Origin of the sequence: [Scytonema hofmanni] UTEX 2349 (genome assembly GCF_000582685.1) — a bacterium.
GTDB lineage: Bacteria > Cyanobacteriota > Cyanobacteriia > Cyanobacteriales > Nostocaceae > Hassallia > Hassallia hofmanni.
In genome coordinates, this window is the sequence record NZ_KK073769.1 from 264,341 (window position 1) to 281,270 (window position 16,930).

The following is a 16,930-nucleotide window of genomic DNA, read 5'->3' on the forward strand; positions in this document are numbered from 1 at the left end:
GATGATGTGGGACAAGAACCGGGTAATTTGCCTTTGTTGGAATTTGCTTTAACTCGACTGTGGGGAAAAGCAAGAAAACCGGGTGTTAACTCACCATGCATACGATGAAATTGGCGGAGTTAAGAAGGCGATCGCTAATCATGCAGAACTCGTTTATCAACAACTTAATGAAACACAGCAAAAACAGGCAGAGCGAATTTTTGTGCAATTAGTGCGTCCTGGGGAGGGAACGGAGGATACTCGACGCATCGCGACTCGTGGGGAGGTTGGGGGAGATAATTGGGGCTTGGTGAGTTATTTAGCGGGGTATCAAGCGCGGTTGGTTGTGACAGGACGCCGGGAAGACCTCACCTTGCCCAATCCAGCACCCCTCTCCTTGTTAAGGAGAGGGGATGGGGGTGAGGTTTCTTTCGCGGAAGATACGGTAGAGGTGGTGCATGAAGCGCTGATTCGGGAATGGGGAACTTTGCGAGAGTGGATGAATGCTAGCCGTCAGTTTCGCACTTGGCAAGAGCGCTTAAAGGTGGCATTACGAGAGTGGAAAAATGACAACCATGACTCTGGGGCTTTGTTGCGTGGTGTGCAGTTGACTGTGGCATCCGATTGGTTGCACAAACATGCTGCGGAAATGACGCAGGAGGAGCAAGATTTTATTCAAGTTAGCGGACAACAACGGGATAGGGATAAGCAGGAACGCGATCGCACACGGCGACTAATATTTATCGGGCTAGGTAGCTTCTCTGTAGTATCCTTGGGTTTAGCAGGTTTAGCCGGTGTCGGCTGGTGGAATGCTGGGATACGTGAAATTAATTCTCTTGCTAATACTTCAGATATGCTTTTGGAATCAGAGCCGCAAGAAGCCTTAAAAACCAGTTTAAAAGCTGTTGTGCAAATGGGGCGTACACCTTGGGTAGACGCAAATACCCGAACGCAGGTAAAACTGGCATTAATGCGTACAGTTAACAGCGTGAACCCATTAAACATCTTGCGAGGGCATAAAAGCTGGGTTTATGGCGTCAGCTTCAGCCCCGATGGTAAGATGCTGGCTTCTGGAAGTGCTGACAACACGCTGAAACTCTGGGATACCACTACCGATAAAGAAATTAAAACCCTAACTGGGCATAAAGACGAGGTTAATGGCGTCAGCTTCAGCCCCGATGGCAAGATACTGGCTTCTGCAAGTCGCGACAAAACGGTGAAACTGTGGGATACCTCCACCTACAAAGAAATTAAAACCCTCGCTGGGCATAAAGACTGGGTTACTGACGTCAACTTCAGCCCCGATGGCAAGATACTGGCTTCTGCAAGTCGCGACAAAACGGTGAAACTGTGGGATACCTCCACCTACAAAGAAATTAAAACCCTCGCTGGGCATAAAGACTGGGTTACTGGCGTCAGCTTTAGCCCGAATGGCAAGATGCTGGCTTCAGGTAGTGGTGACACGACGGTGAAACTGTGGAATACCTCCACCGATAAACTAATTAAAACCCTCACTGGGCATAGAGGATGGGTTAAGGGCGTCAGCTTCAGCCTGGATGGTAAAATACTGGCTTCTGGAAGTGCTGACAAGACGGTGAAACTGTGGGGTACCTCCACCTACAAAGAAATCAAAACCCTCACTGGGCATACAGGAACGGTTATTAGCGTTAGCTTCAGCCCTAATGGCAAAATGCTGGCTTCTGCAAGTTCTGACAATGCGGTCAAACTGTGGGATACCTCCACCGCCAAACTAATTAGAACCCTCACTGGGCATACAGGAGAGGTTCTTGGCATCAGGTTCAGCCCCGATGGCAAGATGCTGCTGGCTTCAGGCAGTGTTGACAACACTGTGAGACTGTGGAGGTTAGATTTTGATTATTTAGTTAAGAAGGGGTGCGGGTTTATTGGCAATTATCTCAAGTCTAATCCGCATGATGAAGAAGCACGGCAGATTAAAAAGGACTTGTGTAAGAGTTGAATGGTGGTAGCGAAAGCTTTAACATTTGTAGCGATCCTGAATCAAACCCGCAGAAACAAGATCCCCGACTTCTTAAAGAAGTCGGGGATCTGCCGGTTGCAATTCTCACAAATAAAATAGGATTGGTATAGCGATCGCCCTTCATATCCTAACCACACCTTAAAAATTTGTAACGAAAGTTTAAGCATTTGCGATAATTACTTGTTGTTTGTAACGAAAGTTGAAGTGTTGGTCACGATCGCTTTAAGGTTAGTAACCACAGCTTGTTATTTGTAACGAAAGTTAAAGCATTTGTCACCACAGCTTTAACATTGGTGGCGATCGCTTGTATGTTTGTAATGAAAGCTTTTAGCCTGCGTAGGCAGGCTTTGTTCGTATAGCCCCAGGCTTCCAGCCTGAGGGGTACAAACCGTCGATTATTCGTCGCCAAGCAAATGTCTAGAAATGTTGTTAAATCTGAGCGTATAAAGTCCCGGAAACGCCTATGCTAGATCGTCGGAACCAATAGGCTGTTTGTTTCAGCGGCAAAAACGCTTTCATCTAGAGGACGAAGAAAAGATGATTAACATAGATACTGCTATTGAGGCGATCGCTGCTCGTGAAATTCTCGATTCTCGCGGCAGACCGACAATTGAAGCCGAAGTGCATTTGGTCAATGGTGCTGTCGGACTGGCACAGGTTCCTAGTGGCGCGTCCACAGGGACTTTTGAGGCGCACGAACTGCGGGATGGCGAAAAAGGTCGTTACGGCGGCAAAGGGGTGCTGAAGGCGGTGCAGAACGTCAAAGAGATACTTGCCCCGAAGTTAATCAACATGGATGCCCTGAACCAAGAACTCATCGATCGCACGATGATTGCTTTAGATGGTTCGGCTAATAAATCCAATTTGGGCGCAAATGCGATTTTAGCAGTTTCCCTAGCCGCCGCTAAAGCTGGTGCCGATTCTCTAGGACTTCCCCTATATCGCTATTTGGGTGGACCTTTGGCAAATTTGTTGCCAGTACCGTTGATGAATGTGATTAACGGTGGAGCGCACGCTTCAAATAATGTGGATTTTCAAGAATTTATGATTGTCCCCATTGGTGCGTCTTCTTTCCGGGAAGCTTTGCGCTGGGGTGCGGAGGTATTTGCTACCCTCAGCAAGGTATTGGATGATAAAGGTCTCCTCACCGGTGTGGGGGATGAAGGTGGTTTTGCCCCTAACCTAGAGTCGAATCAAGTAGCTTTAGAATTGTTGGTGGCAGCAATTGACAAAGCTGGTTACAAACCAGGTGAAGAAGTAGCTTTGGCTTTGGATGTGGCAGCAAGTGAGTTTTACAAAGAAGGACAATATGTCTATGACGGTAAACCTCATTCCCCGGTTGAGTTTATTGATTATTTAGGACAATTGGTCGATCAATATCCGATTGTATCGATTGAAGATGGCTTGCATGAGGAAGATTGGCAAAATTGGCAGTTACTGACTGAGAAAATCGGTTCCCGTACTCAATTGGTGGGTGATGATTTATTTGTAACTAATGCCATACGCTTACAGAAAGGCATTGAGCAAAAATCCGCTAACGCCATTTTGATTAAACTTAATCAAATTGGTTCGCTGACAGAAACTTTGGAAACCATTGATTTAGCGACTCGTAACGGTTTCCGCTCAGTTATCAGCCATCGTTCCGGTGAAACTGAAGATACGACGATTGCCGATTTAGCTGTGGCAACTCGTGCCGGTCAAATCAAAACAGGTTCTTTGTGTCGCAGCGAACGTGTAGCCAAATATAACCGCTTGTTGCGAATTGAAGATGAATTAGGCGATCGCGCTGTTTATGCCGGTACTGTAGGGATGGGACCAAAGTAAAGGTAAAAGCTAAAAGGCAAAAGAAAGATATTAACTTTTGCCTTTTGTTTTTTTAATAAAGTAGAAATTGCTATGGTTCTAAAATAGTAGGGGCAAGTGTATAGTGTTGCCAGACAAAATATTTAACACAATTGCTACACACAGATAACATCCCATAATTAGAGAAATTGTTGAGGAAATAACACCTATTTTTGGTAAAAATGCTAATAACACTAAGTTGATTGATAAGATTATTATTGCAACAATAAACCCAATAGGAAATGAAAGAAAGAATAGATAAATAGGTGCTGGGCTACCTCCTCCACCATCAAAGTTATAGATAACCTGTGGAAAGAAAGCAATAAAATAAAAGAAGTAACTTGCATACTTCCCAATGTGATAACCAGCTAATATTCCGGCAAATATTTCAATTATGTTCTTAAAAAATTTCATTTTTAAACAATAAAAAACTATTTCATTCAAGCTTATTTGTATCTAAGAGTTTTATACAACCTAATTTATACTGATAATAAATTATAGTATTTATACTGATAGCAATTCGCTCGTTGGCTTACCTTAAGCCAATACCACTGAGACATCAGGACGGTGCGTGATTTACGAATGTCCTAACACAGAGATAATCGGTGTACCTCAGTTGCTTAGGAAACGCTATAAACTTAAAGAAGTTCTGAAAGTTAGGCGTTAGTTTGTATGTCGGATAACGCGCTCAAACTCTTGAACAGCATCGTACTGGTCAGGCATTGCAATATATTGCAATAACAAATTTGGGTCTAAATCTGGGAAAAATCCACTCCGGTTTACTTCTTCATATTCTCCTTGTTCAGTAAGACGAAATATTTTAATTTCATTCTTTTTCCAAAACCAAACTTCAGGCACTTTTTTAGGCTTGTATAATTCTTTTCTGTTGATAGTTCCACTGGTGATAATAATTTCAATAACAATGTCTGGAGTTTCTTTATCAGTGCCGATGCAATAAGACTCATCAGGTGTGCCAGAAGCATAGCCCGGTTCTTCTAAAGTAAAACCGCCGCGTTTGTAAAATCGGATGTCTTTTACTCTCATATAAGCTTCTATTAACAAGCCAAAGGTGCTTTTCACTTTTTCATGTTTATCTCCAATTGGCGACATAATTTCTAAAATTCCTGATAAATAAGACAGTCGGACATTACGGTTATCCTTTAGCTGTGCTTCAATACCTTTGAATTGCTCCCAAGAAACATCAGGAAGAGTTACCAGGTTTTCTTGTGTAGGTTGTTCTATAAGTGGGATACTCATATCGGTACTTCCTTAAAAAACTAAAGTACTACTCTATTTTCCATCGATCATCACACAAAAGAGTCTATTACCTGACTTACCTGGCGCAGGAAAGTCGCGATCGCCAATTGAAATTCCCAATTACGTTGAAGATTTGAAGAATTTGCTTGATTTTTTGGTATTGAGCAAAGATGAAAAAGCGGGTAAGAAGAAGCCCGCTCCACCGATTGTTTTATTTGAAGTGCGGAATGTCGGTTTTAATTGACAAGCAGATAAACCGTATTTGCACACATATTATAAATAATAACCGCTATATTTAATAATCATAAAATTGAATGGTAAGTATCTTTACCAGTGTCAGGTAGCAAGACTAATCGCTGATTAATTACATCAAGTTGCAATCCTAGTTCTTCAAGTGGAATTACACCCAAAAGTATATCTTCTCCACCGGGTAATTCAGTACAGGTGAATTCACCTTTTCTTCCTTCTAATGTTAGACTTACGCGCTTAAAAAGACGTGTTTTACAGATACCCGCTGCGGTTTTAACATCTATTTCTCCGGCAAGGGGTAAGCCTAACTGAGCAATAATATTTGCTGGTAGACAAAGACGGGTTGCACCTGTATCAACTAAAACATTATCTAGAGTAATAGAGCGAATTTGTTCCCTCGGAGTAAAACCCCGTTCTGCTAATATTTCATCGACTAAATTACTTACAGTAATTGTTGTAGTGATAATTCTCATGAAGCTGACTAACCTGTGGAATGTGGCTTAGATGACTGCTCATATTCCATTGCTTTTTTTAAACTGGTAATAGCTAGTTGTTCGCTTTGAGGGTCTTTAAGTAACCGAGCTAAATTTAACCGTTTTTTGTAATATGTAATCGCTTTGGTATAATCGCCCAAAGCTTCACAAGCGACTCCTAAAGTGCCGAGAGACTGTTCTTCGCTACGTTTATCATTAAGTTCTCTGGCTATATGCAAGCGTTCTTCATAATATTTAATTGATGACGCATAATCGCCGATCGCATAATAAGCATTACCAAGGTTTTTCAGCACCTGAGAGGCATTGCGGTGGTTGTTGAGAGAACGCGATATTGTGAGACACTGTTGATAGTAGGCGATCGCTTTCGGATAATCCCTCAAACCATACCAAGCATTGCCAATATTTTTTAATACATGTTCCTCACCCCAGCGATCTTGAAGTTCCCGAACAAATTCTAGGCTTTGCTGCTGATACTCAATCGCCTTTGCTATTTCGCCCAAAGCTTTATAGACTAATCCTAGGTTATTTAGTGCCGCTACTTGAGTTCGCTTATCTTCCAACTGTTGCGCTATTTTCAAACACTCTTGCAAAAACTCAATAGCCTTTTCATGGTCGTTGAGGTGACGATAAGAATTACCTAAATGAGAAAACGCTTGCACTCTGATCCGCAGCAAATCAGAAGAACCTTTAGTTAAAGATACACACTGCCCAGAGTAAGAAATTGCGCTTTTGTAATCTCCTGAAGTATAATCTGCTAGCGCTAAATAACAAAGCGCCTGCGCCTGTTTTTCTAAGTCTCCAAAAGCTTGAGATAGTGCTAAGGATTCTTGTAAGGACTTCATTGCAGCAGTTAAATTTCCTGCTTGTTGTTGTTCAATTCCTTCTCGCAGTAGCCTATAAGCTTTGGATGAGTGGTCGTCACTATTTTCTGGAAGTAGCATTTAACGTTATAAGTTTTATCAAAGTTATGGCTAATTGTGCTGCATTTTCTTGCATTTTACCGTGTCGTTACTATATCATTTCTAGCCGCCCATTGTCTGATATCTTGGCGAGCGATGGCAGCTGCCATTAAATCAGGAAATTTATCAGGAGTGCAAGCAAACGCGGCAATCCCAAATTCTGTTAATGATAAAGCGATATGGCGATCGTACATCGGAGCGCCATCGTCATTCAACGCTAGCAAAGCGATAAATTGCACCCCACCATTCACCATAGCTGCAACTCGCTTGAGCAATTCTTTCTTATCGCCACCTTCATACAAATCACTTATTAAAACTACAATTGTATCTTGGGGCTGTTGCAGAAAACCTTGACAATATGCCAAGGCTCTATTAATATCAGTCCCACCACCCAATTGAATGCCAAATAGTAAATCTACTGGGTCTTGCGCTTCATCAGTCAAATCTACAACTTCAGTATCAAAGGCAACTATGCGCGTCTGCACTGCCGATAAAGATGCCAATACAGAACCAAAAATACCTGCATAAACAACAGAAGTTGCCATCGAGCCACTTTGGTCAATGCAAAGTATAATGTTGCGTAAATTACTTCGCTTACGTCCATAACCGATGCGAACTTCTGGAATAATGGTACGATATTTAGGTTGATAATGCTTGAGATTGGCGCGGATGGTACGATTCCAATCAATCTCATTATGTCGGGGACGACGATTGCGGATGCTACGGTTCAAGCTTCCCATCACAGCTTGACGCATCGGGTTAGCGAGTTTGCGTTGCAATTCCTCGACGACGCGACGCACAACCATACGTGCTGTATCTTTAGTAATGCTGGGCATAATATTGCTTAAAGAAAGCAAATTCGCCACTAAATGTACATCTGGCTCAACAGCTTCCAGCATTTCTGGTTCTAACAACATTTGACGCAAATTGAGACGCTCTAGCGCGTCGAGTTGCATCACCTTAACTACCGATGAAGGGAAATAGGTGCGGATGTCAGAAAGCCAACGAGCAACTTTTGGGGATGAAGAGCCTAAACCACCAGAGCGTTGGCTATCGTACAATGCACTCAAGGCGTTATCCATTGCCAAATCAGCACCGCTTAATCTACACCCTGTACCATCAGCTTCTTGACTTCCTAATAATAGTCGCCAACGGCGTAAACGTTCGTCTTCATTTTGAGTCATACTTTATCTATTGATTGGTCTTTTTGTATTCCACATTAATTCAAATTCGTCTTTTGTAATTTCAAATTCTTGTATATCTTCTTTTTCCATACGTTTATCACTTAACATGCCATAATCATCTTTGAAGTGAGTAGCGTCATAAAATAAAACGTTTCCATTTTCGTAAACTTCTATTTGTCTGATGACGCGTGAATTATCATTAATTTCCATAAAGTAAGTACTTGTACCCCACTCATCAAAAGCACCACCAAGGGATTCATCCCAAAACCATTTACAGTATTTCATAGCTTTCGCTCTATAGAGAAATACAATCTTACTTACTGAATAAGGGGAAAGGGGAAAGGAAGAAATATTTTAAATGACTCCATCTCCCTTTCCCTTTTTTTCCTTTAACCTTTTGCCCTCCCTGCATTGCCCAGACAGTACAAAACCTCTATTTTTAAATATGAATTAAAGTTTGGACTTGGAAAAAAATATTATTATTGACTTTAGCTCTATAGATCGTTTGTGCCATAACTATGACGCAATATTTCTCGCACTTCCATTAAAATTATTCCCAACTTATTTTTACCACTGCCATTAGCACCACAACCCCAGTAATAATCAATAGGGGAATTTTCAACTATTTCTGCATCTTTTGTGGAAAGTAAAATTTCTCGGATATCCCCATGAGTTTCAAATTTTCGTAACACTGCTTTCCGCATAATATCATCTTTAACATGTTCCCAATCTGGGCGTAGGGGACGAGTTCTTTCGCGTCCCATTTTCGCTGCTTCTTTCGGTATTTTCACCAAGCGAATTTGTTCAGCGTCAGATGTTCCGGGAAATTTTTGCGCTTGAAAGTAGTGTTCGCTGGTAGACCAATATAACCCATCTAATTCAAAGCCGTGTGCCGAAAAGTTTGAGAAACAACCGTATTCTTCACGAGTGTGGTAAAAGTAAATTTTCATAACAAATTATGATGAAGTAATAAATTTGTTGTAGGAGTGCTTTTTATTTTATACCTGACCAGCGTTTTCTGCGAGATAACTGCCAAATGTCCCTAACCGGGCATTTTCTGTTGCTCTAAGGGAGAACCATAAAAATAAATCACGACTCCGTGTTTTGAAATTATTCGCACGGCTTGTGCGGATCTAGGTGTGACGAAAGTGAGATTTATTTACTGGTAAGTGCCTAAGTCAACTAAAGACCCCAAAGTCGAATGTATTGGTGCTTGAAGTTCGGCGATCGCCCAAAGCCTGAAAATCTTAACTTAAGTTATAGGACTCATATTTGATTTTTGAACAAAACTCAGTACACCTTATTCCTAGTCCCCAGTCCCCAATCCCTTACCTCTACGAGTGATTCAGGAATTAAATCGGATTGCTATATTAACAAATTCTTTGGTAGGATAGGGTAGCCGCCCACTGCCCAAGTGCGATCGCAAACCGCGTCCTATTGCCCAACCGCACACCGAACAAGGAAAAACTTTCCATTCGCTTTGAAAGTTACCGAAAATAATGCGCGTTCAAGCAACTAAGAAGCACCTTTTGTGTGTTATGATGGTGTTTAATTGAGTATTATTTTCGGTGATATGACTCCTTTTAATAAAGTCTCTCCTGAATCTAAATCTCTACACTTAAGATTTCTTGGAGATGTTTTATGTCCATTTATGTCGGCAATCTATCTTATGAAGTTACAGAAGACGACCTAAAGCGCGCTTTTGGTGAATACGGCACAGTAAATCGCGTTCAGCTACCTAGCGATCGCGAAACAGGTCGCCCAAGAGGCTTTGCCTTTGTAGAAATGGCAAAAGACGACGAAGAAACAGCGGCAATTGAAGCCCTTGATGGCGCTGATTGGATGGGTCGTAGCTTAAAAGTTAATAAAGCTAAACCCCGTGAAGACAGAGGTTCCTCTGAGAGACGAGGTGGTGGTAGTGGTGGTGGATACTCTCGCCGATACTAAGCTTTCAGGTGATTTCTTAAAATAATCTTACCGATTAGGAGAGTAAACAGCCGTTCTCCCCTACGATGGAATAATATTGTGTGGTAATTTTATTCTGGAAATCACCTAAGAGCAGGAGTTTAACTCGTTGGTCTTAAGGGTAGACTCCTTGTCTGCCCTTTTTTGCTCACCACCCCCAAAACATCAATTTAATTGGAGATACAATGACCCAAATAATTCCCGGTGAAAATGAAGGAATTGAGTCAGCCTTACGTCGATTTAAACGAGAAGTTTCTAAGGCTGGGATTTTTCCAGACATGAAAAAGCATCGCCACTTTGAAACACCTCTGCAAAAACATAAGCGTAAAGCAGTTGCTAGACACAAACAAAGTAAAAGACGTTTTCGTAGTAATTAAGGATAACTCCTCACAAGCGGTTACTTTCACGCATAGGGGTACAGAGTGCGATAACAGCCAAGAGCGAAGAGCGTTTGACAGTTTTACCCTTGATAAACTCCCTCATCTTGCTCACCAGTGCTTTATCAGCATTGTCACTTCCTATACAAGTAAAGAAAGTAACCGCTTCGGGATGTACAAGCGTGAAGAAGCCGATCGCGTAAAGCACGACTCATTGAGAGCATCTTCATTCTAATTCCCTCTTTAAATTTGCTGATACCTGCGAATAAACTGCCGTTATAAGACTTACGCAAGCGTCACAATATAAGTTTAACTGGCACATATAGCAGATTGCGTTGTTATTAAATACACCTAGAGACGTAAGGAGTGGAACGTCTCAGAGCGGGTTTTGGGTTTTACGCATGTACCTACTAAACCTGAAACCTGGCAGATATATCGAGTACATGTGGCAGAAGATTCATCCATTAACCTAAAAGTGAGAACGCTAATGTCAAAGGAAAAAAAAAGTAATAAAGAAGTTAAAAAACCCAAAAAAGATTCTAAGGACAAAAAGGATAAAAAAGATCCAAATAGATATGACGGTTTTGGTAAATAATTGAATTGAAAAATTGAGCTTTCCTCATGATAATTGTGGAGCATAAGGTGTCGGAGGTGGGCGATCGCCCACCTCCGACACATAGTATATTAAGCTTAGAAACGTCAGGTGTATGTGGGTTTGTCCGTCAACTCTGTAACCTTAATCCTCCGGTACTCAATTCAAATCACCAAAAAGGGCAGAAAATTCTGACTCAGTGGGTTCAAGTCTACAAACCGCATTCAATTGATGTCTAGCTTGAGAAATTGAGTTATAAATTGGCTTGCGACAGCGGTTTACTGCCCCCAATGGCTGATGTTCTGGTAGAGAATGCCAAGGACTATAGGACAAATTTTCGCAAAATTCCATCTGTTCAGAGGAATCAAAACTTTGAGGCGGAATCTTGATAGTAGCCACCTTTAAAAAAGGAGATTTCCACTCAATTGTTGAATCTTCTATTGGCATTTTATCAGCATCTGTCTGGAATTGAACCAAAAAATCAAAACAAGCTTCTTTGCTGTTTAAATATTCAACCATTGCTTCTTTGAGATAATTCTCTGAACTAGAAACGCTTCTTCCAGAAATATTATCAGCACTGGGTTTTACAGAGAACTTAATTGCCCTATTACCAAGTTTATAGGGTGTCATACTCCAATATTGAATTTCCAGCGGGCTAACAATTTTTTTTCGCTGAATTGACGTGGCGATCGCAAACTCTTGCAAGTGCCATTTTAAAGGATTGAAGCCAGGAAAGAAAAACTTTAATGGACTCTTACCCTCTGCTTGGATCTGAAAAAAATCGATATAGTCTTGAAGATTCCGAATAAAAAAGACTGGATGATTAATCATCACAAAGTCTTGAGTGTTTTTTTCATCTGTCAACAGCTTTCCTTTTGACACACCCAGAAGTTTAATTGCCATCCCCCGACCATCACCTTTAGAATCAGCCTGAGGTTTTCCTGAGCCATTAGAGAAACGTATGCAAGCAGTAAACTTCTTTCCTGGCTCTTGAAAAATGCCAAATTTCATCTCCTCAGAGAGGTTATTTTCAATTATAAATTCGCCCTTAACACAACCATGATGTTTGGCGTGAGCATCGCGTCGGCTTGGTCTTTCTCCTGCTTCGTAGCTATGCTCAATCTTCTGGATAATCATCTGTTCAATCGTCTGGATAGCTGATGCTTCATCTGGGGATGGATATTCTTTGTCAAGTTCTAATTTGCCTGATTTTCTTTCCATACATTTGTTTTGGAATCATACCATGTCCGTTTAACTAACAGTAATAAAAACCTACCTACGGTAGAGACGTTCCGCCGGAACGTCTTTACATTGTAATACTGATATTAAGCGTAATCAAATTAAACTATAATTTTTAATTTGTCAAAGCTCCTTTTTCTTGAAGTATCAGTTTCTTGCCTTGATAAACTTGCAAAGTGTTGTCTGTTGTCACCCGATAGAGATACTCTCCATTGCGGAATTGATAGCCGAGGAACCGACTTGGGGTGACACCATCCGCACCAGTTGTGTGGATTGTTTTGCCAGTCAGACGAATCGATTTGCCTGTCCTCAAATCCTTTCCATAATATGTAACATTGTTGCAAGTTACATATCCTTCTGGACAGTTTCTTGTAATTGTGATGTTGAAATTTTTGGTCTTTAAAGTTTCAGCATTAGCTGCTTGAGTCCAGAGAGTCACAACTGGCAACAAAGCAAGTAATGCAGCATATTTTTTGTAGTTCAGCATCTTAAATTTCCTGTAGATTAATTTAGTAGCTATTTGATGGATACACATTGATTTACCCGATTCCGAAAAAAGCACATCCAAATCACAAAAATCTTCAGAGCTTGATGAGAAGGGCTGAATTTTTGGTAATATATGGATGCTTTTGCGGCTTTACAACAATTCCCATCTGCACAAAAAGCGTGCGATCGCGCTATTTTTGGGCAAGAAACAAGGAAAGCATCTGGTAGAAACTTCTAGTTTTGGGATAGAAGTATGGGAAAATACCTAACAAAGCCAAGCATTGATCTAATCTATTTGTTTTATAACCGTTAAATATCTGAGAAAGGTAAAAAACAAGAACAATGGCTAAAAATGTCCATAGCAATTCACAATTTCCTTCACATATTCCAACTTTTACTAGTCGCACAGCAAAGCCAAGTTCTGAGTTTTATTCTATTTTTTCCGAAGAAGAAATTGAGGGGATAATTCATGCATTAGAAGTCAGACGAGAAATACCTCTAAAGTATTCTTATAAAGGTAGAGGTGCAAAAATATGGAATGATTTTTATCGAAAATATATTATTCCTAAATGGTATCGGACATCAAGTTTAGAAATTGACCTTTTAAAAAAGAATTTTGAATATATTAATGGCAATTATCAAAAGTGTGAAAAAGTCAATATTATAGATGTCGGCTCAGGAAATTCATATCCAGTTAAAGAATTTGTCGGTAGACTTAGCAAACTAGGTAAAATTAATAAATATATCGCCTTAGATATTAGTGAACAATTACTTAAGTTATCCCAGCAAAATTTTCAGAATTGGTTTCCACTAATCGAGTTTATAAGTCATCCAATTGACATAGAAAATAGTTGTCTACCCAAAATTTGGTTAACAAATCAAGCTCACCCAAAAACGGACGATACACCAAAAATAATTTTACATTTGGGTGTGACAATGGGCAATCATCAAAATATAACTAAAGTCCTCAAAAATTTTAGAGACAGCATGGGTAAGAATGATTTACTGGTGTTCACTAACGAAACTGGTTCTAACTCTAATTGGGATGGAAAAGTGAGAGGTGGTTGCAAGTATCATGCAGAAGAAGTATATAAATGGATTAAAAATAAAATGGGAATTAAATCTGAAGATTGTCAACTTATAAGAAAGTATGATTTAGAAACAGATAGTCTAGTTGCTAATATTAAATTTCGCCATAATTACACTATAAATTTAAGTTATGGGGAAATAGATAAGAATATTGAAATTTTGGAAGGTGAAGAAATTACTATTTGGAGACATCATAAGTATGAAATACCTGAACTTATGCAACAAGTAGAAAAAGCTGGACTACAAGTTGTCCATTATAGTATTGACAAATATTTATCACATATGATGGTGATTTGTGAAACCTCAGGCTTCCAAACTTAGGCTATAGCGGTTCTCATTTGAATCATATACATATTCAAAAATAAATGTAGAGACGTTCCACCGGAACGTCTCTACGAGGGTTGCTTAGGAAAGGCTATATTCCTTTCTTACAGTCCTAGCAATTGACCAATAATAGGCAAGATAACAGCAGCGTTATCCTCATCAAATTCGCGAATATTTGTAGAAGTTAATGTAGCTTTTGGGTTGAGTCCTTGTTTGACTTTTTCACCGATTTGTCGCCTTTCTGGTGCGGGAAAATTGCTAAACATGCGTCGTAATAATGGTAGCAAAGCGGTAAACAATTCACCAGATAATTGAGTTACCCAATTGTCTAAAACTTGCCAAAGAATATCATCATGTAAAAGCAATAAACCACTACCTTTGAGAAATCCTTCTACCCAGGCAGCTGCTTGGGGTGGTTCAGTGGCAAGGGAAAGCGCTAATTTCATGCGTCGCGCTGCTTCAGTCGCGTCAAAAATACCAGCATCTAGCAATAGACGACAACAGCAACCACCGATTAGTTTATGTAGTCTTTCGTTGTCGGAAATTTGCGATAATACTTGTTGCCAAGATGTAATGTGTTCTTGGTTTTGCAGTAAAGCGATCGCACTATTCACTTTCATCACATTATCGTACATTGCTGCCGCTGCTTCGTCATCCAATGAAACGCAAGCACCAGGTAGAGAAATACAAATTCGCGTTACTAACTTATCAACTACATGAGTTATCATCTTGGTATCTGATAACCGGACGTTACCGTAACGCAGTACATTTGCTAATGGTGGTAATGCTGCCATTAAATGTGTGACATCACTAACTAAAGCCGCAGCATTTTCCAACCGCGACATGAGATAACTAACGGCATCAGTTAAATCAGATAATATTACTTGATTTAAAAAATTTGTCAGTGTTGGCAAATCATTTGCTGCATCTGCTTTGTTACAAGCAATATTCGTAGCAGCATCTTTAACAGTATTGCCCCAAATACCAGCTTCAATTAAGCTAACAGCAAATTCTGGATGCCACTGCAAACGCCAGAATTCGTGAAAAGTACCCTTTTTATTACTTGTTTGTTGAAGTTGTCCCCAAGGAATTTCTAAAAGATTGAGACGATGTAATAAGTGCGATCGCTCTAAATCATTATTATTTCTTAAATCTAAATCTAGCGTCTTTTCCATTAGTTCTGCGTTGATTCGCAGACGTTTTTGTTGCCGCATTAAATCTTGCTGCAACGGCACCATCGGCGTTTCTGGGGGGACTTTGCCCAAGCGATCGCCAACAATGAGTTGATCGTGAATCAGACGCATGGGTAAATCGCTGCCAAAACAAAGCACAGCTTGGGTAGCTTCATTTAATTCTGGCAGACCTGGGAGAGGGCGATTTCTCAAAGCCGCCAAAGATTCCGCCAACCGCACTGCTTCAATTACATGTGCCGAGGAAGCATCTAAACCTTGTTCGCGTAACAAATGTGCAACCTGCGTCAGCCAGCGAATCGTGACTTGGGAGGGGGGAGTGGAGGAGGGGGGAGACAAGGGAGATAAAGAAAAATTGCCTCCTTGTCCTCCTTGTCCCCCCTGTCCCCCTTGTCCCCCCCCTCCCCATTTCCACAGATGATGATACCAACCGGGCGATTCTATACCAGCACCGTAGCCACTGTTATAAGATAAACGCCCGTAAGTCCAAGGTATCCAAGTCGCCTCAACCTTTATTTTGGGTAATCCTTTGAGAATTGCCGTATCTTCTTTAACAGTTGATATATCGGAAAGTGCTGGAGCGTGCCAAGCGCCACAGACAACTGCAATTCTTTGAAAGCCACTTTTTGCAGCTTCGCGGATAGTTTTCCGCATATATGCTTCGCGCTGTGCTTCTATAGGGTCTGTTGATGGCGGTGTATCCTCACGCATAGCGGTCATTGCTTCGAGGATAGCGGCGAACAAATCAACGCTGTTATGACGTTGTTCTATCATATCTTCCCACCAGCGATCGCCGTTGCTGTAACCTGCGGCTTTGGATAGCCACGATAGCGGATCTTCAGCGAGGGAGGGGGGGAGTGGAGGAGTGGGGGAAGTGGGGGATAAGGGAGATGAGGGAGAAAATTCCTCCTTGTCCCCCTTGTCCTCCTTGTCCCCTTGTCCCCTTGTCCCCTTGTCCCCTATCACCATCCGGTGCGTCAAGGGTAAGTCCATAAAGCGGACGGGGATGTTATTAGTTAAAGCGTAATGCAGTGCTTGCCATTCGGGTGAGAAGATAGCGAAGGGATAATAAACGCAGTCTTGGGGTTTATCTGGTACATATATTAGTAATGCGACTGGTGGCTGCATTGCGGGTGATGCGAGCAATGGTAATATTGATTCGGCGTCGGGTGGTCCTTCGATGAGGATTGTATCTGGTTGAAGGGTTTCTAAGGCTTGACGCAGGCTGCGTGCTGAACCGGGACCGTGATGTCGTATGCCGAAGATGTGGTGTGTCATGGTGAGGAGGGTTTAAAATTACGAACTCGGTCAATATTTGGCAAAGATTTCTATCAACTCCGGCTGTTCTTTCCAAACACCGAACAACTGATTTAGTTTTATTAGTCTCTCTTCATCGGTAAGACTTTGCTTGGTTTCATTAATCACAGAAACTTCCAAATCAACTATAATTTCCGCTCCATCAGGTATACTATTAATTTGCTCTAATAGTTCTATTGTTTGACCGCGTTTGATTCCTTTAACTTTCATTTTGATACCCTAATTTTTTCAGAAATTTCTTTAACAGCTAACTCCTAATTATTCAGCGCCTCATTACGGTGAATTGGTATAATATGATGCTCATAAAATTATTTACAATGTAAAGACGTTCCGCCGGAACGTCTCTACGACGGTTGCGATGTTTTTATTGCTGTTAATTAAACGGACA

Annotated in this window: 19 protein-coding genes; 7 read left to right on the top strand and 12 right to left on the bottom strand. The window is 41.0% G+C overall.

Annotated elements, in window-relative coordinates; translation table 11 throughout:
- The first annotated feature begins 82 nt into the window (after positions 1–82).
- The gene (locus TOL9009_RS41075) at positions 83–1,957 is read left to right on the top strand and encodes a WD40 repeat domain-containing protein (protein ID WP_051503158.1); all 1,875 of its coding nucleotides are present in this window, start codon (positions 83–85) and stop codon (positions 1,955–1,957) included.
- A 232-nt stretch (positions 1,958–2,189) separates the two neighbouring features.
- Here TOL9009_RS41075 and TOL9009_RS46425 read toward each other — a convergent pair whose 3' ends face one another.
- Positions 2,190–2,387 (bottom strand): hypothetical protein, encoded by a 198-nt coding sequence (locus TOL9009_RS46425; protein ID WP_144238421.1) that lies wholly within the window; start codon positions 2,385–2,387, stop codon positions 2,190–2,192.
- A gap of 128 nt (positions 2,388–2,515) precedes the next feature.
- On the opposite strand from TOL9009_RS46425, the gene eno reads away from it, so the two are divergent.
- Entirely contained in the window at positions 2,516–3,802 is a 1,287-nt protein-coding gene (gene eno / locus TOL9009_RS0131000; RefSeq protein WP_029637306.1) for a phosphopyruvate hydratase, read from the top strand.
- 78 nt (positions 3,803–3,880) lie between these two features.
- Here eno and TOL9009_RS0131005 read toward each other — a convergent pair whose 3' ends face one another.
- From TOL9009_RS0131005 to TOL9009_RS0131035, 7 genes are all read right to left on the bottom strand, one after another.
- A complete protein-coding gene (locus TOL9009_RS0131005) occupies positions 3,881–4,264 on the bottom strand; it encodes a hypothetical protein (protein ID WP_038298109.1) in 384 nt (127 codons plus the stop codon).
- A gap of 219 nt (positions 4,265–4,483) precedes the next feature.
- Positions 4,484–5,077, bottom strand: a complete 594-nt coding sequence (locus TOL9009_RS0131010) for a Uma2 family endonuclease (protein ID WP_029637308.1) — start codon at positions 5,075–5,077, stop codon at positions 4,484–4,486.
- Between the two features lie 302 nt (positions 5,078–5,379).
- Positions 5,380–5,799: an aspartyl protease family protein gene (locus tag TOL9009_RS0131015; RefSeq protein WP_029637309.1), complete on the bottom strand. Its 420-nt coding sequence runs from the start codon at positions 5,797–5,799 to the stop codon at positions 5,380–5,382.
- 8 nt (positions 5,800–5,807) lie between these two features.
- Entirely contained in the window at positions 5,808–6,761 is a 954-nt protein-coding gene (locus tag TOL9009_RS41080) for a tetratricopeptide repeat protein (RefSeq protein ID WP_144238422.1), read from the bottom strand.
- A 56-nt stretch (positions 6,762–6,817) separates the two neighbouring features.
- Positions 6,818–7,963, bottom strand: a complete 1,146-nt coding sequence (locus tag TOL9009_RS0131025) for a VWA domain-containing protein (protein WP_029637310.1) — start codon at positions 7,961–7,963, stop codon at positions 6,818–6,820.
- 3 nt (positions 7,964–7,966) lie between these two features.
- A complete protein-coding gene (locus TOL9009_RS0131030; protein ID WP_029637311.1) occupies positions 7,967–8,248 on the bottom strand; it encodes a hypothetical protein in 282 nt (93 codons plus the stop codon).
- A gap of 209 nt (positions 8,249–8,457) precedes the next feature.
- A complete protein-coding gene (locus TOL9009_RS0131035) occupies positions 8,458–8,913 on the bottom strand; it encodes an NADAR family protein (RefSeq protein WP_029637312.1) in 456 nt (151 codons plus the stop codon).
- Positions 8,914–9,604: 691 nt separating this feature from the next.
- Between TOL9009_RS0131035 and TOL9009_RS0131040 the strand changes: the two genes are divergently transcribed.
- From TOL9009_RS0131040 to TOL9009_RS48010, 3 genes are all read left to right on the top strand, one after another.
- Positions 9,605–9,910: an RNA recognition motif domain-containing protein gene (locus TOL9009_RS0131040; protein ID WP_029637313.1), complete on the top strand. Its 306-nt coding sequence runs from the start codon at positions 9,605–9,607 to the stop codon at positions 9,908–9,910.
- A 203-nt stretch (positions 9,911–10,113) separates the two neighbouring features.
- Positions 10,114–10,305, top strand: coding sequence for a 30S ribosomal protein S21 (gene rpsU / locus TOL9009_RS0131045; RefSeq protein ID WP_029637314.1), 192 nt, complete (start codon positions 10,114–10,116; stop codon positions 10,303–10,305).
- A gap of 445 nt (positions 10,306–10,750) precedes the next feature.
- A complete protein-coding gene (locus tag TOL9009_RS48010) occupies positions 10,751–10,900 on the top strand; it encodes a hypothetical protein (protein ID WP_186227787.1) in 150 nt (49 codons plus the stop codon).
- A gap of 156 nt (positions 10,901–11,056) precedes the next feature.
- On the opposite strand, the gene TOL9009_RS41085 is transcribed toward TOL9009_RS48010, so the two are convergent.
- Complete coding sequence (locus TOL9009_RS41085; RefSeq protein ID WP_051503159.1) at positions 11,057–12,118, bottom strand: catalase family protein; 1,062 nt, start codon at positions 12,116–12,118, stop codon at positions 11,057–11,059.
- Positions 12,119–12,251: 133 nt separating this feature from the next.
- The gene (locus tag TOL9009_RS0131060) at positions 12,252–12,623 is read right to left on the bottom strand and encodes a hypothetical protein (RefSeq protein ID WP_029637316.1); all 372 of its coding nucleotides are present in this window, start codon (positions 12,621–12,623) and stop codon (positions 12,252–12,254) included.
- 136 nt (positions 12,624–12,759) lie between these two features.
- Here TOL9009_RS0131060 and TOL9009_RS49810 point away from each other — a divergent pair, with 136 nt between their 5' ends.
- On the top strand, positions 12,760–12,891 hold the full coding sequence (locus TOL9009_RS49810) for a hypothetical protein (protein WP_260675998.1): 132 nt from the start codon (positions 12,760–12,762) through the stop codon (positions 12,889–12,891).
- Between the two features lie 73 nt (positions 12,892–12,964).
- Complete coding sequence (locus TOL9009_RS0131070) at positions 12,965–14,032, top strand: L-histidine N(alpha)-methyltransferase (protein WP_029637317.1); 1,068 nt, start codon at positions 12,965–12,967, stop codon at positions 14,030–14,032.
- 107 nt (positions 14,033–14,139) lie between these two features.
- Here TOL9009_RS0131070 and TOL9009_RS0131075 read toward each other — a convergent pair whose 3' ends face one another.
- Positions 14,140–16,503: a DUF5682 family protein gene (locus TOL9009_RS0131075; RefSeq protein ID WP_029637318.1), complete on the bottom strand. Its 2,364-nt coding sequence runs from the start codon at positions 16,501–16,503 to the stop codon at positions 14,140–14,142.
- 30 nt (positions 16,504–16,533) lie between these two features.
- Positions 16,534–16,752, bottom strand: coding sequence for a hypothetical protein (locus TOL9009_RS0131080; RefSeq protein WP_029637319.1), 219 nt, complete (start codon positions 16,750–16,752; stop codon positions 16,534–16,536).
- Positions 16,753–16,930 lie beyond the last annotated feature (178 nt).